The organism is Rhizobium sp. BK176, assembly GCF_024808055.1.
In genome coordinates, this window is sequence record NZ_JANUBV010000002.1 from 102,806 (window position 1) to 125,865 (window position 23,060).

Sequence of the window (23,060 nt, forward strand, 5' to 3'; positions counted from 1 at the left end):
GGGTCGACCTCAATCGATCTCGATCCAGCGGCGCTCGTGGAATGACTGTGCCATGGCGTGAACAGACTTCTCTATCCTAAGACCGTCTTCGAATGTCACGATCGACGACGGCTCGCCGGAAATTGCACGGATCAGTTCGCGGCATTCGATGATCTTCAGATCGTTGAAGCCAAGACCATGACCAGGCGCCGGAATGAAGCGGTCGTATGGGCGATGCGCCGGGCCGGCCAGTATCTTGCGGAAGCCCTGTTCTGAGCCGCGGCCCGCCGCCTGATAGATCTCGAACTCGTTCATGCGTTCCTGATCATAGGCGATCGAACCCTTCGAGCCAAAGATCTGCAGCGCGATTCGACCCTTGCGCCCCCAGGCGGCGCGGTTCGCCATCAGGACAGCGGAGATCCCGCCACCAAGTCGCATCAGGACGTTGGCGGCGTCGTGATTCTCGACGTCGCGACGCCCGCCTTCCTTCACCGGACGATCGGCATAAGGCTTCACCATATCGGTAGTGACCGCCTCGACGTGACCGAACAGGTACCAGAGCAGCGACAGCGGATGCACGGCGAAATCATCCAGGGCGCCGTAGCCGGAGGAAAACTCGCTCTTCCAATAGAAGAAGGCGTCGGGATCGGCCATGAAGTCCTCGTCCATTTCGACGCGGATGTGGTTGACGGCGCCGATCGCACCTTCCTCGATCAACGTCTTGATGTGGCGCATGACCGGATTCTGGATGTAGTTGTAGCCGAGAACTGCGACCTTGCCCGCAGCCTTTGCTGTCTTCAGCATGCGCTCGGCATCGGCATATGCCGGCGCCATCGGCTTCTCACACCAGACATGCTTGCCCGCTTCGAGCGCAGCAATTGCCATCTCCGCGTGGAACTGGTTCGGCGTGGTGACCGACACGACGTCGACCTCAGGATCAGCGATCAGCTTGTGCCAATCGGCGGTTGCCTTTTCGAAGCCGAATTCGGAGGCGCGCTTGGCCGCAAGGTCTGCATTGGCCTCGGCCAAATGAATCAGGCGTGGACGCTCGACGTCCCCGAACACCGTCTTCACTGCGTTCCATGCCAATGCGTGGCATTTGCCCATATAGCCGGTGCCGATCAGGCCAATTCCGAGTGGCTTCATCTTGTCTCCTCCGCGTTCCTCGCCGATTTTTTGGAATATTTAGATCATTTTGACAAGCGCCGTTGATGGCCACTTTTCGCCGCACGCTTGGTTTTTTTGACCAAACCCCTTAAATTCCAGCGAAATAAAAACAGTTAGGCACGCGGATGGAAATCATTTATGGTCCGAATTATGGAATGTTTATTTCATTCACCGGATCGTGCCTATGGATAGTGACACCAAGACGCCCATACGCGTGCCGCGCGACTTCGAGAGTCTACGCAGCACGATTATCGAGCGCAAAGCAAACATGCCGAAGCGGCTGGCACAGGTCGCCGCTTTCGCCCTCGGCAACCCCGACGAGATCGCGTTCGGCACAACGGCGAGCATCGCTGCGGCCTCTGACGTGCAGCCGTCGACGCTGGTGCGTCTCGCGCATCATTTAGGCTACGAGGGGTTCTCCGATCTGCAGAGCATCTTTCGCGAGCGCCTGCGCGATCGGACGCTGAGCTATGAAGAGCGCCTGGTCACGCTGGAGCAGGCCAGCGGCGATGACGAGGATGCCAACCTGCTTTCCGGCTTCATTTCGGCTGCAAGCCAGTCGGTCAACCGACTGGCTGCCACTGTGCAGACCGATACCTTCACCAAGGCGGTCGATATTCTCGCGGCTGCCGAGACGATCTACCTGATCGCCAAGCGCCGCTCCTATCCGCTGACAGCACACATGACCTATGCCTTCTCGAAGCTGAACATCCGGCACCAGATCGTCGCGTCGCCAAATGGCGTCGATCCGGAAATGGTGCAATTCGCGACTCACAAAGATGCGGCAATCGCGGCGAGCTTCTCGCCTTATGCCGCCGACAGCCTGAGCCAGGCGGAAGCGCTCGCAGATCGAGGGGTGCCCGTTGTTGCTATTACCGATTCGGCCTTCTCGCCGCTCGCCGCCCGCGCCACCTGCTGGTTCGAAGTGGCGGAGGCGGACTTTGCCGGTTTCCGCTCGCTCTCAGCGTCGATGGCCCTGACGATGGCGCTCCCGGTTGCGATCGCCGAGCGGCGGCGGAAGCGAACCCAGGTAAAATCGACAAAATCAAAAATGGAATAAACATTCCGAATTGACAACAATACGGAACCGATGTTTCATTACTCGCAATCAGCAGGCGCCAAGCCGTAGCTAAAATCTAGCGGGAGGACATCATGGCACAACCGAACCCGGGCTCGCAGCCGGAACCGTCGCTTGACGTGATCACGATCGGCCGATCCTCGGTCGATCTCTACGGCCAGCAGATCGGCTCGCGGCTTGAGGACATCGGCTCCTTTGCGAAGTCCGTCGGCGGCTGCCCTGCCAACATCGCAATCGGAACGGCGCGTCTAGGCCTCAAGTCAGGCCTGATCACCCGGGTCGGCGACGAACAGATGGGCCGCTTCATCATCGAGCAGTCGGCGCGTGAAGGCGTCGAGACGAAGGGCATCAAGACCGACAAGGAACGTCTTACGGCACTGGTGCTGCTCGCCGTCGAGGCCGAAGGCGTCTCGCCGATGATCTTCTATCGTTCGGATTGCGCCGACATGGCGCTCGACGAGGGCGACATCGATGAGAGCTTCATAAAATCATCGCGCGCCGTGCTGGTGTCGGGCACGCATTTCTCCCGGCCGAATACGGAAGCCGCACAGCGCAAGGCGATCCGCATCGCCAAGGCCAACGGCCGCAAGGTTATCTTCGACATCGACTATCGGCCGAATCTCTGGGGCCTTGCCGGCCACGCGGAAGGTTTCGAGCGCTATGTGAAGTCCGATCGCGTCTCCTCCAAGATGAAGGAGACGCTTCCCGATTGCGACCTGATCGTCGGAACCGAAGAAGAAATCCTCATTGCCTCAGGTGCCGATGACGTGCTCGGTGCTCTCAAGGAAATCCGTCGCCTGTCGCCGGCGACCATCGTTCTCAAGCGTGGTGCCATGGGCTGCATCGTCTACGATGGTCCGATCAGCGACAATCTGGAAGACGGCATTGTCGGCGAAGGCTTCCCCATCGAGGTGTTCAACGTGCTCGGCGCCGGCGATGCCTTCATGTCGGGCCTGCTGCGCGGCTGGCTGAAGGACGAGCCGTTGAAGACCTGTGCCACCTGGGCGAATGCCTGCGGCGCCTTCGCCGTCTCCCGCCTCCTCTGCTCGCCTGAGTATCCGACCTGGGCCGAGCTCGATTTCTTCCTGAAGCACGGAAGCCAGCATCGTGCGCTGCGAAAGGACGAGGCGATCAATCACATCCACTGGGCTTCGACGCGCAAGGGCGATATTCCGCTTCTCATGGCGCTTGCGATCGACCACCGTTCGCAGCTCACCAGTGTCTGCGATGAGCTTGGCGTCGACTACAAGAAGATTGTGGCCTTCAAGCGCCTTGCTGTGGAAGCTGCTGCCCGCGTTGCCGATGGCCGCAGCGGCTACGGCATGCTGATCGACGAGCGCTTCGGACGCGACGCCTTCTTCGATGCGGCAAGCAAGAATTTTGCTTGGATCGGCCGCCCGGTGGAACTGCCAGGGTCCAAGCCGCTGCGCTTCGAGTTCAGCCAGGACATCGGTTCGCAGCTCGTCGAGTGGCCGCTCGATCATTGCATCAAGTGCCTGTGCTTCTATCACCCGGACGACCCGGCAGCGCTGAAGAGCGAACAGCAGGAGAAGTTGCGTACGCTCTTCGAAGCCGCACGCAAGGTTGGCCGCGAACTGCTGATCGAAATCATCGCCAGCAAAAACGGGCCGCTGACCGACGGCACCATTTCGACGGCAATGGAAGAACTCTATGCGCTCGGCATCAAGCCCGACTGGTGGAAGCTCGAACCTCAGGCTTCGACGGCCGCCTGGAAAAAGATCGAGGCCGTGATTGCCAAGAACGATCCATGGTGCCGCGGTATCGTGCTCCTCGGTCTCGAGGCTCCGGCGGACGAACTGGTGAAGGGCTTCGAGGCGACGCTCGCTGCTCCGTCCGTCAAGGGCTTTGCGGTCGGTCGCACGATCTTTACCGAAGCGGCCCGCGGCTGGCTTTCCGGCAAGCTGAACGATGAGGAAGCGATATCAGACATGGCCGGACGCTTCCGCCAATTGACCGACGCCTGGTTGAAAACCCGCGGCCTGAATTAGTTAAAGCATTTGGGAGGTGCCCCATGGGCAAGACTGTACGATTGACGATGGCTCAGGCCGTCACGCATTTCCTCAAGAAGCAGATGACCGTGGTCGACGGCAAGAAGGTGCCGATCTTCGGCGGCGTCTGGGCAATCTTCGGGCACGGCAATGTCGCCGGCATCGGCGAGGCGCTCTATCAGGTGCGTGGCGAACTGCCGACTTATCGCGCCCATAACGAGCAAGGCATGGCGCATGCAGCAATTGCCTATGCCAAGGCGAATTTTCGCCAGCGTTTCATGGCGTGCACGACGTCGATCGGTCCAGGCGCACTCAACATGGTGACGGCAGCCGGTGTTGCCCACGTCAACCGCATCCCGGTTCTCTACCTGCCCGGCGACGTCTTCGCCAATCGCGCGCCCGATCCGGTGTTGCAGCAGATCGAGGATTTCGGCGACGGCACGGTTTCGGCGAACGATGCTTTCCGTTCTGTTTCCCGGTATTTCGACCGCATCACACGGCCGGAGCAAATCATCTCGGCGCTGAAGCGCGCCATGCAGGTGCTGACCGATCCCTATGATTGCGGCCCGGTGACGCTGTCATTGTGCCAGGACGTGCAGGCCGAAGCCTTCGATTATCCCGAGAGCTTCTTCGAGGAGCGTGTCTGGACCACGCGCCGCCCTCGCCCGGATGCCGATGAGTTGGCAAGCGCCATCGCGCTCATCAAGAAATCAGAAAAGCCGGTCATCATTGCCGGCGGCGGCGTGCTCTATTCGCAGGCCACCAAGGAGCTCACGGCGTTTGCCGAGGAACACCGGATCCCCGTCGTCGTCACGCAGGCCGGTAAGTCGGCGATCGACGAGCGGCATCCGCTGGCGCTTGGCTCCGTCGGTGTGACCGGGACATCGGCCGCCAATGCCATTGCAACGGAAACGGACCTTATCATCGCGGTCGGCACACGTTGCCAGGACTTCACGACGGGCTCTTGGGCGCTTTTCCAGAACGACAAGCTCAAGATCCTCGGCCTCAACATTGCCGCCTACGACGCAGCCAAGCATGACGGCCAGACGCTGGTGGCCGATGCCCGCGAAGGATTGAAGGCCGTTTCGAGCGGGCTTGCCGGCTGGAAGGCACCCGCTGGGCTCACCGAGAAGGCCGAACGGGAAAAGAAGGTCTGGATGGACGCCGCCGCCAAGGCGATGGCGAGCACCAATGCCGCCCTACCCTCCGACGCCCAGGTGATCGGCGCTGTTACCCGTTCGATCGATCTCGAAAAGGCCATCGGCCTATGTGCTGCCGGCGGTCTGCCGGGCGAGATGCACAAGCTCTGGCCGGCGACCGCGCCCGGCAGCTACCACATGGAATATGGCTTCTCCTGCATGGGCTACGAGATTGCCGGCGGCCTTGGCGCCAAGATGGCGCATCCTGAGAAGGAAGTCTTCGTCCTTGTCGGCGACGGGTCCTACATGATGCTGAATTCCGAGCTCGCGACGTCGGTCATGCTCGGGCTGAAGCTCAACATCGTCCTGCTCGACAACCGTGGTTATGGCTGCATCAACCGGCTGCAGATGGCGACCGGTGGTGCGAACTTCAACAATCTGCTGAAGGACGCGCACTACGAAGTCATGCCCGAGATCGACTTCCGCGCACATGCCGAGAGCATGGGCGCCATCGCGGTCAAGGTTGCGTCGATCGCCGAGCTGGAGAAGGCAATTGCCGACTCGAAGAAGAACGATCGCACCTCGGTCTTCGTGATCGACACCGATCCGCTGATCACCACGGATGCAGGTGGCTACTGGTGGGACGTTGCCGTTCCCGAAGTCAGCCCGCGCGAGCAGGTCAACAAGGCGCACGCGGCTTACGTCAAGGCGCGCGCCGCCCAGCGCATCGGCTGATCGACTGATTTCATCTTCTGGAAGAGCGGCGACGCTCTTCCGACAATGCTTTTGAGGAGACTATTGATGAAGGCCAAACTTGGCATGTCGCCGATCGCCTGGTGGAACGACGATCTTCCCGAGCTCAGCGACGACGTATCCCTGGAAGAATGCCTGCGCCAGTCGCGCGGCGCCGGCTTTACCGGCATGGAACAGGGCCGCCGCTTTCCGAACAATCCGGCCGAGATGTTGCCGATCCTGCGCGCCGCCGACGTGACGCTTTGCGGCGGCTGGTTCTCTGGCACGCTCGTCGACGAGGAGCTCGCGGCCAACAAGGATCGCATCGCGCCGATGATCGAGCTGTTCAAGGCTGTCAACGCGCCCTGCATCGTCTATGGCGAAGTTGGCCGCTCCATCCAGGGCGACCGCTCCATGCCACTCGCCACCAAGCCGCGCCTCTCGGATGACGAGATGAAGGCCTATGCGCGCAAGGTCACGCAGTTCGGCGAATGGTGCGCCGAGCAGGGCATGCCGCTTTCCTATCACCACCATATGGCCGCCGTCGTCGAGACCGAGCCGGAACTCGACGCCTTCATGCGCAATTCGGGCGAAGGCATTCCGCTCCTGCTCGACGCTGGGCACCTGGCTTTTGCCGGCGGCGACGTTTTGCGCGCCGTCGACAATCACCACGCCCGTATCAACCACGTTCACGTCAAGGACATCCGCAAGTCGGTCGTCGATGGATTGGACCGTAGCAAGCAATCCTTCCTCGACGCGGTGGCGCTCGGCGCGTTTACCGTACCGGGCGACGGTTCGCTCGATTTCGGCGCCATCGTCAAGCGGTTTGCCGGTTACGGATACGAAGGCTGGTTTGTCGTCGAGGCCGAACAGGATCCGCGCAAGGCGCCGCCGCAGAAGATGGCTGAGATCGGTCATGCCGAGCTGATGCGGGTGATGACGGCGGCTGGCTATACGGTCGAGACAGAAGGTTTCCCGAAGGGGTGACGAGAGGTGCTCCGTCTGAGGACGGGGCACCAACTTCTCCCCCTATGGGGAAATTTGCAGGCAATGGAGAGTACCGATGCCAAACCTGAAAGTGAAACCATCCAGCACGCATGGCCGCGTCACTCATGTGACGCCTGAAAGCGCGGGCTGGACTTACGTTGGCTTCGATATGCATCGGCTCAAGCCTGATGAAACCGTCTCAGGCGAGGCAAGCGACCGCGAAGTCTGCCTTGTCTGGGTGTCAGGCAAGGGCAAGGCAAATGCCGCAGGCGAGGATTTCGGCTCCGTCGGCGGGCGTATGAGCCCGTTCGAGGGTGCGCCACACTCGCTCTATGTACCGGCCGGCTCCAGCTGGTCGGTAACGGCCGAAACGGACCTCGAGCTCGCCGTCTGCTCTGCGCCTGGCGGTGGTGACTATAAAGCAAAGCTGATTTCGCCCGGCGTGCACCCGCAGTTCCAGCGCGGCAAGGGCTCGAATGTGCGTCTCGTGACCAACATCATGCCCGAAGACGACAATTCCGCCCATTCGCTGCTGGTTGTCGAGGTCATCACGCCGAGCGGAAACACCTCGTCCTATCCGTCGCACAAGCACGATCAGGACAATCTTCCGAATGAGAGCCTGCTGGAAGAAACCTATTATCACCGCATGAACCCGCCGCAGGGCTTTGCGTTCCAGCGTATCTACACCGACGATCGCTCGCTCGATGAGGCGATGGCGGTGGAAAATGGCGATGTGACGCTGGTGCCGAAGGGCTATCACCCCTGCGCCACCATTCACGGCTACGACCTCTACTATCTCAACGTCATGGCCGGGCCGAAGCGTGTGTGGAAGTTCCACAATGCGCCGGAGCACGAGTGGCTGCTGAAATAAGACGACGTAGAATCGCTAAATAATCTGACAGCGGGCGAGCCGTGCGGATGGTTCACTGCCTCCATCGAAATCAACCGATGGAGGACTACCATGCACGGCTCAACCACCATTCTTGCGGCCGGCAGCCGTTCGGCCAAGCCATCGCGGCTCCCAACCGCGCTTCTCTCCTTTTATCACTGGACGGCTCACAAATTGAGACAGCGGCGCGACCTGAACGCTGTCATGGAGCTTTCCGACGAGCAGCTGAAAGATATCGGCCTGTCGCGCTATCAGACCGAAAGCGATGTGCACGTCTATTGCCGGGACTGAACTGTGCTAGGATGCCGATAGCAGGCTTCATGCATGCAACTTCCGGAACCGTCATGACGCAATTCTCGACCGAGCTGCTGCTGAAGACGAAGACGGTCACGATCCGTGACGTCATCTGTAATGGCGCGTGCCGGCATAAAAGCGACGAGGAATGCGCCCACAGGACGAGCCTGGTCTATCCTTACCGCGGTGTTTTCATGCGTCACGTCGGGCGCAACGACACCGTGGCGGAGGCGAACCAGATGCTGTTCTTCAATACCGCGCAAGGCTATCGGATCAGCCACCCAGTCGAAGGCGGCGATGCCTGTATCGACCTATCCATCGACGAAGCATTGCTTGCCGAGCTGGCGCCGAAAGATCAGATGCAGCCGGGAGAGCTTTTCGGCTTCCGCCGGCAGCGGCGGCGGATCGACCCACGGGCGCAGGCGCTCGTGGCGCTGTTGCGTCACGGCCTGCATCGCAAGGCTGCCGAGACATTGGAAGCCGAAACGCTGGCATTGACGCTCGTCCGCCGGTCGCTCGGAGAACGAACATCACATGCAGCAGGTGCCAGCGTCGGGCGGCAGAAGCTTGTCGACCGGGCAAAGCTCGCTCTCTCCTCGGATCTCGCGCGGCGGTGGACGCTTGCCGAAATTGCCAGCGAAGTCGGCGTTTCGCCGGTTTATCTCACGCAGGTCTTCCAGCAGGTCGAGGCCACCCCGCTTTACCGCTACCAACTGCGGCTCCGCCTTGCCAGAGCGCTCGACCTGCTCGGACAATACGACGACCTGACGGCGCTCGGCCTGGAACTGGGCTTTTCCAGCCACAGCCACTTCACCTCCTCGTTCCGCCAGAACTATGGTCAGACGCCCGCGGAATTCCAGCGCGCGGCGCGGCTTCGGCGCTGACAAGTTGCTAAAGAATTCGACAGCGGCGGCCGCGGCGAAAGTGCTCTGATGGTCCGGTCCCAAATGGGACATGAAACCGGAGGATCATTGCCGTGAAGAAAACCACCTGTGCCGCCTGCGACTGCGAACTCGGGCCGGATGTCATCAGTGTCAAGCTCGGCGGAAAGACCGTCGAGGTGTGCTGCCAGGAATGCGCCGAGGCGCTCAAGGAAGCCGATGCTGCAGCGACCACGGCCAGGCGAGCAACAATGAGTGAACAGGAGAGCCGCGCCCATGAGGCGCGGCTCTCGTCTTTCAGGCGGGAAGCAGGCCGTAGCGCCAGCCCCTGCTTTTCGCCAAGCGAACAAGCACCCAGGCAGCGAGCAGCAGCATGCACAATTCCGCATAGACCGGCACCATCCAGATGCCCATCTCGCCGAAGAGATGCGGCAGCAGGAAAGTCAGGGGCAGCGTGAAGAGATAGGGCCTTGAGAGGCCGAAGATCGCCGCGCGCTTTGCATCCCCGATCGACTGGAAATAGCCCGAGAGCACGATCATCTGGCCGAAGAGGAAATAGCAGCCGACCCTCCAGGGCAGGATGCGCGCCACCTCGCTCACCACAGCAGGATCGCTAACGAAGATCGCCCCGAACCGTCCGGCCAGCAATTCGACGACCAGCTCGATGGATGCGCAATAGACGAGCGCCGAGACCATCGCGATCCGCAGGCTGCGGCCAACTCGATCGGAGAGCCCTGCCCCGAAATTGTTGCCTGAGATGGTCTGGAAGGCGACGTTGAGGCCGAGCAGCGGCAGATAGGCGAAGGTCATGATCCGCGTGATGATGCCGTAGGCGCCGATCGTCGCCACGTAGTCGGACCTGCCCCAGAGCGAAAGATTGAAGATCACCGCGGCCGAGCTCAACGAAATCCCGATGAAACCGAGACTCATGGGCATGCCCAATGCGAGGATGGTTTTCCATTCGCCAGCCGCGCCGCGACCTGCCGGTCGCAAGGCGTCTGCCTTGAGCCAGCGATAGGCGAGGATTGCGGCAAGGCAGATCGCTTGCGCCGAGACGGTGCCGATCGCGGAACCGGCAACGCCCCACTGCATCACCGCCATGAAAAACCAGTTGGCTGCGATGTTGAGGAGCGATGCGGCGAGCGTCACGGCGGTCATGAAGGCGATCCGACCTTCGCAGCGCAGGGCATCGATGTTCAGCGACAGGAAGAAGGCGATGACCGCCGAGCCGATCATGATCGCCATGAAGAGCGTGGCGTTCGCGGCCACCGTCGCGTTGCCTTCGGCGGCCGCCTCGACGATCCGCCAGCCGATACTCCAATAGACGAGATTGAGTGCGGCCACGACTGCGATCGCCAGGAGATGCGCAGTGGCAAACGTCCGGCGCGCGGTCGGCCTGTCTCCTGCACCGAGCTGGCGCGCAAGGATGCTTGCCATGCCGTTCGATACGAGGGATTGCAGGGCGATGACCATCATCAGCCCGGGAAAGATGAGCGTGACTGCCGAGAGCGCTGCCGGCCCGACATAGGCACCGAGAAAGTAGGCGTCGACCACGGCGAAGAGCCCATTGATCGTGGTGATCATGATGATCGGCGCTGCCGTCCGCGCGAAGACGACGGCAAGCGGGGCGGTCAGAAACGTGTTCTTTTCAGCATTGTTTTTCATAGGGATACCGAAGAGCTACGGCACGCGGCTGCGGGCCGTGTGGGACGGAAAACCGGGAACGGCTCAGATGTCGAGAACGAGGTGGGGAACGCCGTTCGACGTCTTGCGCGGCGACACGCCGTTGCCGTCGACCTGTGCATTGATGCGCTGCCGGAACGCCGAGAAACTCTCGAAGGTCACGACATCGACAGGCTCGTCGAAGTGGATGGTGATCTTGTGGAGCCCTCCACCGTGCGCCGAAAGCGCCAGGATCTTGCCGCTGAACGCCTGGTTCAGATACCGGCCGCGGACTTGGGCGCCGACGGAAAGCGCGGCGATCGGCTCTTCGTTTGGCCGCGTCGCAAGCGCGGAAAGCGTGTTCCAGTCACGCAGGCCGTGCTGTTGCGCGACAAGCTCAAGGGCGGCGCTGTGGGAGATCGCGGTGCCGCGTGTTTCCATCGCCTGACGAAGACGCTTCGCCTGCGATTTCAGTTCTTCGATCGTTGGATATGCAGTGGTCACGGATTCAGCCTTTCGGAAGGCATGCCATTTCGACCGTTACAAGGGAGCTCGCATTGCCTGCAGTCAGCATGCACCAAATGGCTGTGACTGAATCTTGCCGAGGACTTCACCATGGACTTTTCGTCCGCGAGCGGCCGGCGCCTCGAGCCATGTCCGATATGCTTGAAGGGCGACGGACTGTCAAGCAGGCCCGTCTTGCCCAAGAATGAGCCATTTTGCTCTCCAGACAGGCATAAGCTTCAGATTGTAGGGAGATTGTTCAGAAGTTGTCAGCAATCTTGCGCTAATCTCGAAGCGTACAACAAGCGGAGGCTACCGTGGCCTTTCAGATGCACCTCGACACAGAACACCCGCAGCCCGAACAGGCCTACCGGGAATTTTCGCTCGATCGCCCCGGCAAGATCATCTTTGTCGGACACCACCTCAGCACGGGAACGCAGGTCCGCTGCTTGATCCGCACCATTACGCTTGCGGGCGCGGTCATCGAGGTCAACCCTAACCTCGAGGTGCCGAATCATTTCTTCCTCGAGATCCTCGGCATTCACGACGAGATCGGCTCGACGGTCGTCAAGCGCGAGGGCGACCTCGTGACAATTAGCTTCAACATGCTGATCAACCCGGAATTCCTGCATCACGTCTTGCGACTGAATTTCGAAGCGTAGCCGGCGTGCGACCGCTCTCGCATTCCGCTCGCGACAACGCCGCTGTCCTGGTGGCACTGCGTCTCGCGGCCCGCCAAACGAAGAGCCGCACGATCAGCTGAAGGCTCTGCCATTCCGGGCCTTCGAGCGGATCGCTAAACCGATCCCGGTGAACTTTTCGATTGCGATCCTGAAAGACACTCCAGAGAACCACCCAGTTGAGATCCATTGCTCGGGCCTCCATCTATTGCTGATGTGACTGAGCTAAGTCTCCCCGCACTCTCGATGTAGATGCATGGGAGAAAGAGGGTTTTCATCCATGAAAGATGCGAACTGGGACGACCTGCAGTTGTTCTTCCATGTGGCGACTGGCGGTGGGCTTTCGGCTGCGGCAACGCAAACCGGCCTCAGCGCACCGACGATAGGCCGTCGCATGCTGGCACTGGAGCGTGCGACGGGACGCGCGCTCTTCAACCGCGGACCGACGGGATACCTGCTGGCAAACGACGGAGTTGCGCTTCTCGAGCGGGTTCGCTTGATGCAGGACGCAGCCCAATCCATTGCGGATTGGCGAGGCGAAGTGTTGACGCTTCCCATCGTCTCGATGGCCGCCGACAGTTGGAGTCACGCTTTGTCGCCTCCCACCTTGCAGCCATCTGGACGCCGAAGGACGCCTTTCGGATGTGCTACAAGACCTGCGACGGCGGCGTCGACTTCACCTACCGCGAGGCCCACATCGCTATTCGCCATGACCGCCCCGACACCGGCAACGTTGCAATTCGGCGATCCGTCGGCGTTGCACATGCCGTTTACCAGGCGCGCAGCTTCGACGATCGCAACCGCAACTGGATCTCACTCGGCACAGACATCGCCATCACGCCGGCCGACAAGTGGACCTTCGAGCATCCGGACTACTGGATCACCGGCTGGACGAATACGCCGCATATGCTCTTCTATCTCATCCGCGGCGGTGCCGGACGCGGCGTCCTACCGTGCTTCATCGGGGATTCTGACCAGAGCCTCGTTCGCGCTGGGCCGCTTATCGAAGAGTTGACTTACGAGATGTGGGTCACGGCTCACGACGACGAGCGTCAACGCCCGGAAGTGCGCACCGTCATTGACCGACTGGTCGGGCTTTTTTCCGAGAACGAAACGCTCTTTGCCGGTGAGGCGCCGGGACCATAGAAGCCGCCGGCGCAGATCCGGGTTTGGCGATAGTGTCTCAAGCAGCAAGGTGTCGCTCTATCTGGTCGACAGGCAGATTGATGTAGTCCTTCGGCACTTCAGCCGAAATCGCAGCCTGAACTTGAGGTGTCAGGCTGCTCCGCAGGGTGCCGAGTGCCTTTGGCGGCGCGACCAAAATGATGTTGCGAGCATTCTTTTCGCGCACCAACAGGTCCATTTTCACGGCAACCTGTTTCAGAAACTGTGCCTCGGCCTGCTCATGCCAATCTGTTTGCTCGACGGCACTAACGCTCTGCCCATTGGCCGCGTGCGTTCGACCCGGTTTGTCGGCTCCTATTTCGCGATCCGGCTCATTGGGCTGGCTCAAGGTTTCCTCAACCTTGAGGTTCATCAATTCTATGTCGCCTGCGTTCTGCAGGATCAATGCCTTGGCACCATCGCAAACGACCACCCACGATTTCGACGGAACTCTGACATCAGTCATTGTGATTTCCTCGCTTTGTAATTTTGAAGCGCCATCGGCGCCCCCGACAATCAGAAAAACGTGCAGAGTCGAAAAGAGTTCGATGACTTTTTTACGACAATTGCGGCGCATCGCGGTGCTCGCAGCCCTGGCCGCTCGATCTGAATTCGCGTCTTCCAAGGTGGGACGCCCGGAAAACGACTGCGTCGTTAAAATTGTATTTGGTTCCTTGACAATTGAGCAAAGCATTCGTGTGAAGCTCCAGTCGAAGAGGACCGGGACGACCTTGGTTCCAGGGAGACACGCGGAAATGTCGATGCTTCGCGCCACGCACCTTGCGACCGTAAAATCTGCGGTTTACGAGACGCGCTGGGAACAGTTCAGTGTTAGACGCCCTGCGCGTATCATCGCGGTGCGGCCCTGCCTTACCGGTATCTCCATCCGCAGCGCAGAGATCATCGACATCTCGCGCGGGGGTGCCACGTTTGTCGTTTCATCCACAGCGGGCCTGCCAAAGCACTACTACCTTAGTATTCTTGGCCTTGCCTATCGGATTGGTTGCGCCGAGGTCTATCGCAATAACGAGCGCATTGGCGTGCGGTTCATCAATACAATCGAGCCGGAGGTTCTACGTCGCGTCGTGCGTGCGGATTTCATGGCCGGCAACGTGGAAGCACTCGAAGCCCGCGGAGCTGTACGCATGTAAATCGCGTTCACCGCGGAATAATGTTTCTTGCCTTGGCGGCAGCAGAGCCTATTCTCGGTCCGATTTTCCACAGCATCCAGGAAACTGCTCCAGCATGTCCGCCTTTTCGCGCTTCACGCCGCTTGCTAGCGCCCTTCCCTCCACCGTTCCCTTCGTCGGTCCAGAAGCGATCGAGCGCCAGCGCGGCCTTTTGGTCAAGGCGCGTATCGGCGCCAACGAGAACGGCTTCGGCCCAGCCCCATCCGTGCTTGCCGCCATGCGCGAGCAGGCTGGTGATATCTGGAAATACAACGACCCCGAAAACTATGCACTCAGGGAGGCACTCGCCAGGCATCTGGGCGTCGGAATCGACTCCATCGCGATCGGTGGCGGCATCGATGAATTGCTCGGTCAGATCGTGCGGCTCGTGATCGAGCCTGGGGCGCCTGTCGTGACCTCGCTCGGTGGCTATCCGACCTTCAACTTCCACGTTGCCGGCTTCGGCGGCCGGCTCGTCACCGTGCCCTATGTCAACGATCGCGAAGACCTCGACGGCCTTCTGGAGGCCGCTAAGCGCGAGAACGCGCCTCTGGTCTATTTCGCCAACCCGGACAATCCGATGGGAAGCTGGTGGGATGCCGATAGCATCGTCGCCTTTGCCCGCGCGCTCCCGGAAACCACGATGCTGGTCCTCGACGAGGCCTACAGCGAAACCGGGCCGGCCGGATCTCTGCCAGCGATCGAGGCGCTCATCGACCTTCCCAATATCGTGCGCACGAGGACATTCTCGAAGGCCTACGGCCTAGCTGGCGCCAGGGTCGGCTATGTCATCTCGACACCAGGCACCGCACGCGCGTTCGACAAGATCCGCAATCATTTCGGGATGAACAGGCTGGCGACGGTGGCGGCTCTGGCGGCACTCAAGGATCGGGCCTATCTTGCCGAAGTCGTGAGCAACATCCGCATGGCACGCGACCGGATCACCGCAATTGCCAAGGCGAACAACCTGGTTCCACTTGCGTCCGCGACCAACTTCGTTGCTATCGACGCCGGACGCGACGGCACTTATGCCCGCGCCATCGTCGACGGGCTGATGCAGCATGGTGTCTTCATCCGGATGCCGGGTGTTGCTCCACTCAATCGTTGCATCCGCGTCAGTGTCGGACCGGAAGCCGAGATGGCGCTTTTCGAAGAAGCACTACCGGAAGTGCTCAAGGCGCTGGGCTAGCGCAAAGCAAAGAACCGCGCCGGCCTTGTTCCTGCCGGTCGCGGTTCATGTTCGTGGCATCGACTTCTTCAAAAAGCTCCCGCCGCCCCTCTTTTGAGGTTGTTATTGATTCTCGCTCGCGTGTTGGCGGCCAGCCGGTTTTTAGTGGATCGTCATCCACTCGCGAGCGGCCCGGAGCGCCTCGACGATCTGCATCTTGTCCATGTTTGCGGCGACATCGGCGCGAAGCTCGGCGGCGCGGTCGTTGCCCTTGATCGCCGCAATGTTCAGCCACTTGTGCGCGGCGACCAGATCGACGGCGCAACCGCGACCGGTCGCATACATCAGACCCATCTCGCAGAAGATATCGGCGTTGTTTTCGCCACCCATGGTGGCCATTTCAGCATTGTGCATTTCAAAGCGTGCCATCGGTTTATCCCTGTTTAGCCTGTTGTCGACTTACCCTGTTTTACCTTCCGGGCCTTGCCGTCTATCGCGGCTTTAAGTGCCCTTCGGTTCGGCGGGTTTGCCCCGCTCGTTTGATAGCTCCACTATGCCAATACCTTTTCAAAAAACGCCTAAAATGCATGATTAATTTGAAACAAACAAAGTGCAAACACTTGGTAAAATTGGATTTTTGTTAAACATCGCGATGCCTGCCGATTAAGGATTTTCGACACAATTTTACGGAATATTCAGATCTCGAAATCAACCTTCCGTTCACCACGAAATCAGCATCGCATGTCTGAAACGGAAGATTTTGTCGCCTCTGGCTCATCAAACGCGGTTGTCGCGAACCACAAGAAACAGATTTACGTTTACGTTCGCGTCATATATTTTCCCGCCGGGACATTAGGGAGGAACGAATGATCCGCACGCTTATTTTCGCTGGAGCGTTGGCGCTTGCTACCGGGACGGCCTTTGCAGACGAACCGATCGTCGGCAATTGGAAAACGGCTTCCGGTGACACGGCGCATATTGCATCCTGCGGCGGCAGCTACTGCATCGTGCTGAAGACGGGCAAATATGCCGGCAAGAAGATCGGAACACTTGCAGGCAGCGGCGTGAGCTACAGCGGCCAGATCACCGATCCCGCCAACGACAAGACCTACAGCGGATCGGGCAACGTTCTCGGAAACTCACTGAAAATGAAGGGCTGCGTCCTCAACGTGCTCTGCAAATCCCAGACCTGGACGCGCCTGTAGCAAGATGAATCGCGAAAAGAAGCGCCCGGACGATGGCCGGGCGCTTCTTATTTCATCGGGCGCGCTGATTGAAGAGGATCTTCTGTGCTTCCTTGTCTTCGGCAAGGTTGCTGCGTTCGCGCTCTTCCTTGCCGACCGCCGTCCCGCGGATCACCGCCGGACGCGCCATCATCGTATCGAACCAGCGCTTGAGGTGAGGAAACTCATTGAGGTCCTGCCCCTGCTTCTCGTAGGGAATGACCCAGCCGATACTGGCCATATCAGCAATCGAATAGTCGCCGGCGAGATATTCACGATCCGCCAACCGCTTGTTCATCACGCCATACAGGCGGTTTACTTCGTTGGTGTAGCGGTTGATGCCGTATTCGATCTTCTCCGGCGCATAACCGCGGAAGTGGTGCGCCTGTCCGGCCATTGGGCCTAAGCCGCCCACCTGCCAGAAAAGCCATTCCTCGATCTGCACGCGTATGCGCTCGTCCGTCGAATAGAACTTCCCGAACTTGCGGCCGAGGTACTGGAGAATAGCGCCGGATTCGAACACAGAGATCGGATCACCCCCAGGACCATCCGGATCGATGATCGCCGGCATACGGTTGTTTGGCGCGATCTTCAGAAACTCCGGCGCGAATTGCTCGCCGCGTCCGATGTTGATGTATTTGACCTCGTAGGGAACGCCGAGTTCCTCGAGCATGATGCTGATCTTCCAGCCATTCGGGGTGGGCCAGTAATAAAGCTCAATCGGTGCCGTCATGAAAATCTCCTTTGGGGACTCAAGAGATAAGCAGTGGTAGCCACGCTTCAAGCTCGCCGACTTCCTGAACGGCGGATGAACCGGGATCTCAGCACCGGTTCAGCCATAGCGTGGCAAAACTGTCTCAACGCTAAGGCGATACCGGGGCAAAGTCATGGATATGCTCATTTTGGCAAGACGTTTCACCATCATTACACTGTTTGCTGCGGTCTTCGCCGTCAGCTTCTCAGCGGCCGTCAGCCGCAACGCAGGCGGCGGTGCGCAGTCTCACTTCGGAGCCAACTATACGTGCTTCGACACCAGCACCCCGTTCTGCAGGACAATCCGCTAATCCATCGGCGCGAGTGACATCGGCCGCGCCTCAAACCTGTGCAGCCCCCTCCGATGCGTCGTTTGCTTGTTAAAAACAACACCCTATAATGGCGCATGAGCAAACGAATCTCTTCACCCCTCGACATTCTGTCCCCGTCCCCCTTCGTTCCGCAAACCTTTGACGATCCGGTCAAGGCTGTCGATGTGCTGACGGAACTCTATGAGCGCAATACCAACTTCCTGATCGAGAGCTTTGCCAGCCTTGCCAAGGGCGCGCCGATCACGTCGCGGTATCGTGCCTTCTATCCGCAGGTGAGCATCGAGACGACCAGCTACGGCCACGTCGATACGCGGCTCTCCTACGGCCATGTCACCGCTCCCGGGATCTACACGACGACCATCACGCGGCCGCAGCTCTTCCGTCACTATCTGAAGCAACAGCTCGGCTTGCTGATGAAGAACCATGACGTACCGGTCGTCGTCTCGGAATCGGCGACGCCTATTCCCCTGCATTTCGCTTTCGGCGAGGGCGCGCATGTCGAGGCATCGGCTGCAGCGTTCCTGGACATTCCGATGCGCGATCTGTTCGACACGCCGGATCTGAATACGACGGACGATGAAATCGCCAACGGCGAATACATTCCGCCGCCCGGCGAACCTTCGCCGCTTGCTGCCTTTACGGCTCAGCGCATCGACTACTCCCTCGCCCGGCTTTCGCACTACACCGCGACCAGCGCCCAGCACTTCCAGAATTTCGTGCTGTTCACGAACTATCAGTTCTACATGGACGAATTCTGCCTCTGGGCACGCAAGCTGATGGCCGAAGGTGGCGATGGATACACGGCCTTCGTCGAGCCCGGCAACATTATTACGCATGCCGGATCCAGTCGGCCGGAGACGGACGTTGCGCTTTCACGCCTGCCGCAGATGCCCGCCTACCATCTGAAGAAAAAGGGGCATGCCGGCATCACGATGATCAACATCGGCGTCGGCCCGTCCAATGCCAAGACGATTACCGACCACGTGGCCGTGCTTCGTCCGCATGCCTGGCTGATGCTCGGCCATTGCGCTGGTCTGCGCAACAGCCAGCGTCTCGGCGATTATGTCCTGGCGCATGCCTATATGCGCGAGGACCACGTTCTGGACGACGACCTGCCGGTCTGGGTGCCGATCCCGGCGCTCGCAGAAGTACAGGTCGCGCTTGAGGGTGCCGTCGCAGAGATTACCGGCTACGAGGGCTTCGAGCTGAAGCGGATCATGCGCACCGGTACGGTTGGTACGATCGACAACCGGAACTGGGAGCTGCGTGACCAGCGTGGCCCGGTGAAGCGTTTGTCCCAGGCACGTGCCATCGCGCTCGATATGGAATCGGCCACGATTGCTGCAAACGGCTTCCGCTTCCGCGTGCCCTACGGCACTTTGCTTTGCGTATCGGACAAGCCGCTGCACGGCGAATTGAAGCTGCCGGGCATGGCCACTGCCTTCTACCGGACGCAGGTCAACCAGCATCTGCAGATCGGCATTCGGGCGATCCAGAAGCTCGCAGCAATGCCGCCGGAAGCGCTGCATTCACGCAAACTCAGAAGCTTCTTCGAAACGGCCTTCCAATAGGCCGTTTCCTTACTGGCGCGTGGCGGCAACCGCGATGGCGAGTTGCTGCTCGTAACGTTCGCCGGCGGTATCCAGCGCCAGGATAGCGACTGAAAGAACGACAGCAATCGCGGTGAGCCGGGTGATTATGCTCCGCTTCGTTGACGTCGTCGCACCGAGGCGTTGACGCTTGTCCTGTAGGCGAGTCGCCGTGATGCAGTTCGCCAGTGCAATCTCGAAAAGATTCATCGTCGTCACTCCTTGTTGTTGACGACACTTTGTCGAAGCTGGCCGGTTCGTTTCGACGCGACCTCCCCCAAAAAGATTTTTTTCGCTTGCTGTCGAAATCGCCCTAGGCTGGCCGTCTAGTGATTGACGCAGCCAACGGAGAGCCAACGATGAAATATCTCTGCCAGGTCTGGTTCGAGCCTGTGACGCTTGAGACCATGACCGACGACGAGAAAAGGAACCTCGACAAGGCGTCCCTTGCCTACGACGATGATCTGATCGCGAGCGGGCACATGCTTGCCGCCCACGCTCTGCAATCGCCAAGGAGCGCCATGACTGTCCGCGTTCGCAACGGTGAGATGTCTGTGACGGACGGTCCCTTTGCGGAAACAAAAGAACAACTCGGCGGCTTCATTCTCATCGAAGCAAAAGATCTGAATGATGCCATTCGCGTCGCCGCCGGCATTCCACTTGCGAAACTCGGATCGATCGAAGTCAGGCCGATCTACGACATTCCAGTTCACAAATGAGGGAGACGTCATGAAATATCTCTGCCAGATCTGGTTCGACACGGAAAAGAGCAAACTCGTCCTGCAGGAAGAGTGGGATGCGCTCACGCAGGAGTGCATCGCAAGCGACAATCATTGGGAGGAGCGAGGGGTCTTCCAGGCCGCATTGGCGTTGCGCGCGCCCGAAACGGCCGTCACTGTCCGTAGCAAGCAAGGCGTCACCACCGCAACCGACGGCCCCTTCGCCGAAATCAAGGAACACCTCGGTGGCTTCGTACTGATCGAAGCTGCGGATATGGAAGAAGCCAAGACGATCGTCTCCACGCTTCCGATACTGAGGTATGCCTCGATCGAGATCCGTCCCGGCTATTCCATCAAGGACGGGAGATGATGCTATGCGCTTTGTTTGCCTGATCTACAATTCAGCTGATGTAGATGGTCGCCAGACGGTGGCTGAAACGGAGGCAGTCGTTCGTGCTCACTTCGGCTTCGACGAAGATTTGCGCGATCGTGGGACGCTGATCCACGCCGATGCCCTCGAAACGCCCGACAAGGCCGTTGTCCTTCGGGTGCGCAACAATGAGATCAGCATGACGGACGGCCCGTATGTCGAGACCAAGGAGCATCTGGCCGGTCTCTACGTCATCGATGCCTCTGATATGAGTGAGGCAATAGCCATTGCCGCTGGAATTCCCTGCGCCCGAATTGGAACTGTGGAAGTCCGCCCCGTGAGGATTTTGACACTGCGGGAGTGAAGGTTGGAACATCTGATCGAGGATATCTACCGGACGCAGTCTCGCCGGGTGCTTGCGACCCTCATCCGTCTCCTCGGCGACTTCGACAGGGCCGAGGAAGCCTTGCACGACGCGTTTGCAGCCGCCGCGCGGACGTGGCCACGCGATGGCGTACCGGCGAACCCCTTCGGCTGGCTGGTTTCGGCGGGGCGGTTTCGCGCGATCGATCATATCAGGCGCCGGTCACGATTTGATATGTCGGTGAAGGACATCGAGGACAGCCTCTATGGGTCTTTCGACGAAACGGAGATCGGCGACGTGGAACTGATCGAAGACGACATGCTCCGCTTGATCTTCACGTGCTGCCATCCAGCCATACCAGCTGACGCGCAGATGGCGATGGCTCTTAGAGAAATATGCGGGCTTACGACCGAGGAGATCGCCCACGCGTTTCTCGTCCCCGCCCCGACTGTGGCGCAGCGCATCGTTCGTGCGAAGAACAAGATCCGGTCGGCGAAAATTCCCTACGAGGTCCCCGAACGGGACGAATTGCCGGAACGGTTGGACCGGGTGTTGCATGTCATCTACCTCGTCTTCAACGAGGGCTATTCCGCGTCCTCGGGCGATGAGATCGTCCGGGCAGATCTCACCTCGGAAGCCATCCGCCTTGCGCGGTTGCTCGCGGGGCTCCTGCCACATCCTGACGTCTCGGGGCTGCTTGCCCTGCTCCTCCTGCAGGATTCGCGTCGTGCCGCCAGGCGAAGCCCAGGGGGAAGTCTCATTCTGCTTGCCAATCAGGATCGCAGCCTTTGGGATCATGAAAAGGTTCGTGAAGGTCTTGGACGTCTCGACGGTGCCATGCGGAATGGAGAGGTCGGTATCTATACGCTGCAGGCAGCCATTGCCGCGGAGCACGCCCGGGCCGAGGCGCCGGAGAAGACAGATTGGCGACGCATCGTCGGCTACTACGATCTGTTGCTCTCTGCCCATTCGTCGCCGATTGCTGAGCTTAATAGAGCCGTTGCGGTGGCGATGGTCGAAGGACCAGAAAAGGGACTGCAGTTGGTCGATGCGATTCTGCAGGCTGGAGAACTGGAGAACTATCACCTCGCGCACTCTGCCCGCGCCGACTTGCTGCGGCGGCTCGGCCGGAAGGAGGCCGCAATTGCGGCCTATGAGGCGGCGTTGCGCCTGTGCCAGCAGGCGCCGGAGCAGGCCTTCCTGAGAAACCGCATCTCAGAGCTTTCGGGTGCGGCCCAGAGGTAGCGAGATCGCCGTGCCGGTCAGGGCCGAAACGATGATCAGCAGATGTGCGTTGATGCTTGCTTGTGCCAAGGCAGCGAGGGCTGTCTTCTCGCCGGATGCGCCAAGGGCGACAGCCCCGGCTGTGATCCCAGCGGGATACGTCCCAACGCCGCCTGGAGCATGCACTGGGAGCACCGAGGAAAGCTCGCCGCCAAGCGCCCCTCCGAAGCTCGCGGCCATCGGCAAGACGCCCATCAAGCTGAGCGCCCAGGCGAGCACCAGAACCTTCACGAGCCAGTTGATGACGGTCATCGCCCAAGCACGCCCAAAAGCAGCCGCGTCGATGGGAAGGCCCCTCTCGATTTCTATGACGAGTTTCTGAGCCTTGACTGGCAGGAGCCTGCCGGCAAGCCGAAGCAGCGGCCGCCTCAGAGTAAAAGCAACGACTGGAATCGCCAGAAACGCTGTCCATATCATCCACGCAATCACCTTGTGGGGTGATGCGATTGCGAAGCCTATGCCGGCTGCCGCCAGCAAGGCGTGCAAGTCAAGCAGACGCATGACGAGGAGCGCCGAGGTGCCACGCGCCAGAGGGATGCCGAACTCGGTGCGCATCAACACCGGAAAACTCGTCTCGCCAGTTCGAAACGGCAGCATGATGTTCAGGAGATTGTGGATCTGCGTAATGCGGAAAAGCACCTTGAAACGACCCGCCGTCTCGCGCGGGAAATAATCGTAAATGCGCCAGGTCCGGAGGAAGTAGGTGCTGGTAAGCATGACCAGAGCGCCGACAACCGGGATTACCCCCACCTCGGCCCATTGTCCGAGAATGACCGGCCAGCCCCAGAACCACTGGATGAAAAGAGCATAAGCCACGACGATTGCGATCGTCAGCAACGTCATTCGATTGCGGATAAACCAGGATTGTCGGCTGGCAACAACCGGAAACTTCATATAGTAGGCTTTCCTGACTATCGCGGCGAA

General features: G+C 60.0%; 25 protein-coding genes and 1 pseudogene. 18 read left to right on the forward strand and 8 right to left on the reverse strand.

Features of this window, described 5'->3' with window-relative positions; genetic code table 11:
• Positions 1 to 9: 9 nt before the first annotated feature.
• A complete protein-coding gene (locus tag FHT76_RS09800; protein ID WP_183859476.1) occupies positions 10 to 1,125 on the reverse strand; it encodes a Gfo/Idh/MocA family protein in 1,116 nt (371 codons plus the stop codon).
• 205 nt (positions 1,126 to 1,330) lie between these two features.
• On the opposite strand from FHT76_RS09800, the gene FHT76_RS09805 reads away from it, so the two are divergent.
• From FHT76_RS09805 to FHT76_RS09835, 7 genes are all read left to right on the forward strand, one after another.
• Complete coding sequence (locus FHT76_RS09805) at positions 1,331 to 2,206, forward strand: MurR/RpiR family transcriptional regulator (protein WP_183751671.1); 876 nt, start codon at positions 1,331 to 1,333, stop codon at positions 2,204 to 2,206.
• Between the two features lie 92 nt (positions 2,207 to 2,298).
• Positions 2,299 to 4,233 (forward strand): 5-dehydro-2-deoxygluconokinase, encoded by a 1,935-nt coding sequence (iolC, locus tag FHT76_RS09810; RefSeq protein WP_183859478.1) that lies wholly within the window; start codon positions 2,299 to 2,301, stop codon positions 4,231 to 4,233.
• A gap of 23 nt (positions 4,234 to 4,256) precedes the next feature.
• On the forward strand, positions 4,257 to 6,107 hold the full coding sequence (gene iolD, locus FHT76_RS09815) for a 3D-(3,5/4)-trihydroxycyclohexane-1,2-dione acylhydrolase (decyclizing) (protein WP_183859480.1): 1,851 nt from the start codon (positions 4,257 to 4,259) through the stop codon (positions 6,105 to 6,107).
• 66 nt (positions 6,108 to 6,173) lie between these two features.
• Positions 6,174 to 7,091 carry a myo-inosose-2 dehydratase gene (iolE, locus tag FHT76_RS09820; RefSeq protein ID WP_183859482.1) on the forward strand — a complete coding sequence of 306 codons (918 nt, stop codon included), beginning with the start codon at positions 6,174 to 6,176 and terminating at the stop codon, positions 7,089 to 7,091.
• A 76-nt stretch (positions 7,092 to 7,167) separates the two neighbouring features.
• Positions 7,168 to 7,962: a 5-deoxy-glucuronate isomerase gene (gene iolB / locus FHT76_RS09825; RefSeq protein WP_183859484.1), complete on the forward strand. Its 795-nt coding sequence runs from the start codon at positions 7,168 to 7,170 to the stop codon at positions 7,960 to 7,962.
• Positions 7,963 to 8,052: 90 nt separating this feature from the next.
• Positions 8,053 to 8,271 (forward strand): DUF1127 domain-containing protein, encoded by a 219-nt coding sequence (locus FHT76_RS09830; protein ID WP_183859486.1) that lies wholly within the window; start codon positions 8,053 to 8,055, stop codon positions 8,269 to 8,271.
• A gap of 53 nt (positions 8,272 to 8,324) precedes the next feature.
• Positions 8,325 to 9,158 (forward strand): helix-turn-helix transcriptional regulator, encoded by an 834-nt coding sequence (locus FHT76_RS09835; protein ID WP_183859488.1) that lies wholly within the window; start codon positions 8,325 to 8,327, stop codon positions 9,156 to 9,158.
• A gap of 294 nt (positions 9,159 to 9,452) precedes the next feature.
• Here the strand turns inward: FHT76_RS09835 and FHT76_RS09840 are convergent, their stop codons facing one another.
• Positions 9,453 to 10,820 (reverse strand): MATE family efflux transporter, encoded by a 1,368-nt coding sequence (locus tag FHT76_RS09840; RefSeq protein WP_259185578.1) that lies wholly within the window; start codon positions 10,818 to 10,820, stop codon positions 9,453 to 9,455.
• A 63-nt stretch (positions 10,821 to 10,883) separates the two neighbouring features.
• Complete coding sequence (locus FHT76_RS09845) at positions 10,884 to 11,321, reverse strand: glyoxalase superfamily protein (RefSeq protein ID WP_183751689.1); 438 nt, start codon at positions 11,319 to 11,321, stop codon at positions 10,884 to 10,886.
• Between the two features lie 329 nt (positions 11,322 to 11,650).
• On the opposite strand from FHT76_RS09845, the gene FHT76_RS09850 reads away from it, so the two are divergent.
• Both FHT76_RS09850 and FHT76_RS09855 read left to right on the forward strand, forming a co-directional pair.
• Positions 11,651 to 11,983, forward strand: a complete 333-nt coding sequence (locus tag FHT76_RS09850; protein ID WP_183753822.1) for a hypothetical protein — start codon at positions 11,651 to 11,653, stop codon at positions 11,981 to 11,983.
• Positions 11,984 to 12,281: 298 nt separating this feature from the next.
• Positions 12,282 to 13,147, forward strand: a pseudogene (locus FHT76_RS09855) (LysR family transcriptional regulator).
• A gap of 37 nt (positions 13,148 to 13,184) precedes the next feature.
• On the opposite strand, the gene FHT76_RS09860 reads toward FHT76_RS09855, so the two are convergent.
• A complete protein-coding gene (locus FHT76_RS09860; protein WP_259126828.1) occupies positions 13,185 to 13,631 on the reverse strand; it encodes a host attachment protein in 447 nt (148 codons plus the stop codon).
• A gap of 289 nt (positions 13,632 to 13,920) precedes the next feature.
• On the opposite strand from FHT76_RS09860, the gene FHT76_RS09865 reads away from it, so the two are divergent.
• A complete protein-coding gene (locus FHT76_RS09865) occupies positions 13,921 to 14,316 on the forward strand; it encodes a hypothetical protein (RefSeq protein WP_016553354.1) in 396 nt (131 codons plus the stop codon).
• A 94-nt stretch (positions 14,317 to 14,410) separates the two neighbouring features.
• Positions 14,411 to 15,523 (forward strand): pyridoxal phosphate-dependent aminotransferase, encoded by a 1,113-nt coding sequence (locus FHT76_RS09870; RefSeq protein WP_259126804.1) that lies wholly within the window; start codon positions 14,411 to 14,413, stop codon positions 15,521 to 15,523.
• 141 nt (positions 15,524 to 15,664) lie between these two features.
• Here FHT76_RS09870 and FHT76_RS09875 read toward each other — a convergent pair whose 3' ends face one another.
• Complete coding sequence (locus tag FHT76_RS09875; protein ID WP_183859496.1) at positions 15,665 to 15,931, reverse strand: sel1 repeat family protein; 267 nt, start codon at positions 15,929 to 15,931, stop codon at positions 15,665 to 15,667.
• Positions 15,932 to 16,368: 437 nt separating this feature from the next.
• On the opposite strand from FHT76_RS09875, the gene FHT76_RS09880 reads away from it, so the two are divergent.
• Complete coding sequence (locus FHT76_RS09880) at positions 16,369 to 16,707, forward strand: DUF2147 domain-containing protein (RefSeq protein ID WP_183751706.1); 339 nt, start codon at positions 16,369 to 16,371, stop codon at positions 16,705 to 16,707.
• A 52-nt stretch (positions 16,708 to 16,759) separates the two neighbouring features.
• Here the strand turns inward: FHT76_RS09880 and FHT76_RS09885 are convergent, their stop codons facing one another.
• Positions 16,760 to 17,458 carry a glutathione S-transferase N-terminal domain-containing protein gene (locus FHT76_RS09885; protein WP_259126802.1) on the reverse strand — a complete coding sequence of 233 codons (699 nt, stop codon included), beginning with the start codon at positions 17,456 to 17,458 and terminating at the stop codon, positions 16,760 to 16,762.
• A gap of 154 nt (positions 17,459 to 17,612) precedes the next feature.
• Between FHT76_RS09885 and FHT76_RS09890 the strand changes: the two genes are divergently transcribed.
• Together FHT76_RS09890 and amn are read left to right on the forward strand one after the other, a co-directional pair.
• Entirely contained in the window at positions 17,613 to 17,789 is a 177-nt protein-coding gene (locus FHT76_RS09890) for a hypothetical protein (RefSeq protein ID WP_016553349.1), read from the forward strand.
• Between the two features lie 95 nt (positions 17,790 to 17,884).
• The gene (gene amn, locus FHT76_RS09895) at positions 17,885 to 19,381 is read left to right on the forward strand and encodes an AMP nucleosidase (RefSeq protein ID WP_183751710.1); all 1,497 of its coding nucleotides are present in this window, start codon (positions 17,885 to 17,887) and stop codon (positions 19,379 to 19,381) included.
• A gap of 9 nt (positions 19,382 to 19,390) precedes the next feature.
• On the opposite strand, the gene FHT76_RS09900 is transcribed toward amn, so the two are convergent.
• Positions 19,391 to 19,609: a hypothetical protein gene (locus FHT76_RS09900; protein WP_183859503.1), complete on the reverse strand. Its 219-nt coding sequence runs from the start codon at positions 19,607 to 19,609 to the stop codon at positions 19,391 to 19,393.
• Positions 19,610 to 19,758: 149 nt separating this feature from the next.
• Here FHT76_RS09900 and FHT76_RS09905 point away from each other — a divergent pair, with 149 nt between their 5' ends.
• From FHT76_RS09905 to FHT76_RS09920, 4 genes are read left to right on the forward strand one after another with little or no spacing between them, the layout of a single operon-like run.
• Complete coding sequence (locus tag FHT76_RS09905) at positions 19,759 to 20,118, forward strand: YciI family protein (RefSeq protein WP_183751713.1); 360 nt, start codon at positions 19,759 to 19,761, stop codon at positions 20,116 to 20,118.
• A 10-nt stretch (positions 20,119 to 20,128) separates the two neighbouring features.
• Positions 20,129 to 20,488, forward strand: coding sequence for a YciI family protein (locus FHT76_RS09910; protein WP_183859507.1), 360 nt, complete (start codon positions 20,129 to 20,131; stop codon positions 20,486 to 20,488).
• Between the two features lie 4 nt (positions 20,489 to 20,492).
• Positions 20,493 to 20,852 carry a YciI family protein gene (locus tag FHT76_RS09915; RefSeq protein WP_183859509.1) on the forward strand — a complete coding sequence of 120 codons (360 nt, stop codon included), beginning with the start codon at positions 20,493 to 20,495 and terminating at the stop codon, positions 20,850 to 20,852.
• 3 nt (positions 20,853 to 20,855) lie between these two features.
• Positions 20,856 to 22,097, forward strand: coding sequence for an RNA polymerase sigma factor (locus tag FHT76_RS09920; RefSeq protein ID WP_183859511.1), 1,242 nt, complete (start codon positions 20,856 to 20,858; stop codon positions 22,095 to 22,097).
• On the opposite strand, the gene FHT76_RS09925 is transcribed toward FHT76_RS09920, so the two are convergent.
• Complete coding sequence (locus tag FHT76_RS09925) at positions 22,068 to 23,030, reverse strand: lysylphosphatidylglycerol synthase domain-containing protein (RefSeq protein ID WP_183859513.1); 963 nt, start codon at positions 23,028 to 23,030, stop codon at positions 22,068 to 22,070. The genes FHT76_RS09920 and FHT76_RS09925 overlap by 30 nt on opposite strands.
• Positions 23,031 to 23,060: the final 30 nt, after the last annotated feature.

Coding starts and splice junctions, on each gene's coding strand:
- FHT76_RS09805 (WP_183751671.1), top strand. CDS start 1,331: ATGGATAGTGACACCAAGACGCCCATACGCGTGCCGCGCGACTTCGAG.
- FHT76_RS09830 (WP_183859486.1), top strand. CDS start 8,053: ATGCACGGCTCAACCACCATTCTTGCGGCCGGCAGCCGTTCGGCCAAG.
- FHT76_RS09885 (WP_259126802.1), bottom strand. CDS start 17,458: ATGACGGCACCGATTGAGCTTTATTACTGGCCCACCCCGAATGGCTGG.
- FHT76_RS09800 (WP_183859476.1), bottom strand. CDS start 1,125: ATGAAGCCACTCGGAATTGGCCTGATCGGCACCGGCTATATGGGCAAA.
- FHT76_RS09835 (WP_183859488.1), top strand. CDS start 8,325: ATGACGCAATTCTCGACCGAGCTGCTGCTGAAGACGAAGACGGTCACG.
- FHT76_RS09900 (WP_183859503.1), bottom strand. CDS start 19,609: ATGAATCTTTTCGAGATTGCACTGGCGAACTGCATCACGGCGACTCGC.
- iolB (WP_183859484.1), top strand. CDS start 7,168: ATGCCAAACCTGAAAGTGAAACCATCCAGCACGCATGGCCGCGTCACT.
- FHT76_RS09870 (WP_259126804.1), top strand. CDS start 14,411: ATGTCCGCCTTTTCGCGCTTCACGCCGCTTGCTAGCGCCCTTCCCTCC.
- FHT76_RS09915 (WP_183859509.1), top strand. CDS start 20,493: ATGCGCTTTGTTTGCCTGATCTACAATTCAGCTGATGTAGATGGTCGC.
- FHT76_RS09910 (WP_183859507.1), top strand. CDS start 20,129: ATGAAATATCTCTGCCAGATCTGGTTCGACACGGAAAAGAGCAAACTC.
- FHT76_RS09905 (WP_183751713.1), top strand. CDS start 19,759: ATGAAATATCTCTGCCAGGTCTGGTTCGAGCCTGTGACGCTTGAGACC.
- FHT76_RS09925 (WP_183859513.1), bottom strand. CDS start 23,030: ATGAAGTTTCCGGTTGTTGCCAGCCGACAATCCTGGTTTATCCGCAAT.
- iolD (WP_183859480.1), top strand. CDS start 4,257: ATGGGCAAGACTGTACGATTGACGATGGCTCAGGCCGTCACGCATTTC.
- FHT76_RS09865 (WP_016553354.1), top strand. CDS start 13,921: ATGTCGATGCTTCGCGCCACGCACCTTGCGACCGTAAAATCTGCGGTT.
- FHT76_RS09860 (WP_259126828.1), bottom strand. CDS start 13,631: ATGACTGATGTCAGAGTTCCGTCGAAATCGTGGGTGGTCGTTTGCGAT.
- FHT76_RS09850 (WP_183753822.1), top strand. CDS start 11,651: ATGCACCTCGACACAGAACACCCGCAGCCCGAACAGGCCTACCGGGAA.
- FHT76_RS09840 (WP_259185578.1), bottom strand. CDS start 10,820: ATGAAAAACAATGCTGAAAAGAACACGTTTCTGACCGCCCCGCTTGCC.
- amn (WP_183751710.1), top strand. CDS start 17,885: ATGAGCAAACGAATCTCTTCACCCCTCGACATTCTGTCCCCGTCCCCC.
- FHT76_RS09880 (WP_183751706.1), top strand. CDS start 16,369: ATGATCCGCACGCTTATTTTCGCTGGAGCGTTGGCGCTTGCTACCGGG.
- FHT76_RS09890 (WP_016553349.1), top strand. CDS start 17,613: ATGGATATGCTCATTTTGGCAAGACGTTTCACCATCATTACACTGTTT.
- FHT76_RS09875 (WP_183859496.1), bottom strand. CDS start 15,931: ATGGCACGCTTTGAAATGCACAATGCTGAAATGGCCACCATGGGTGGC.
- iolC (WP_183859478.1), top strand. CDS start 2,299: ATGGCACAACCGAACCCGGGCTCGCAGCCGGAACCGTCGCTTGACGTG.
- iolE (WP_183859482.1), top strand. CDS start 6,174: ATGAAGGCCAAACTTGGCATGTCGCCGATCGCCTGGTGGAACGACGAT.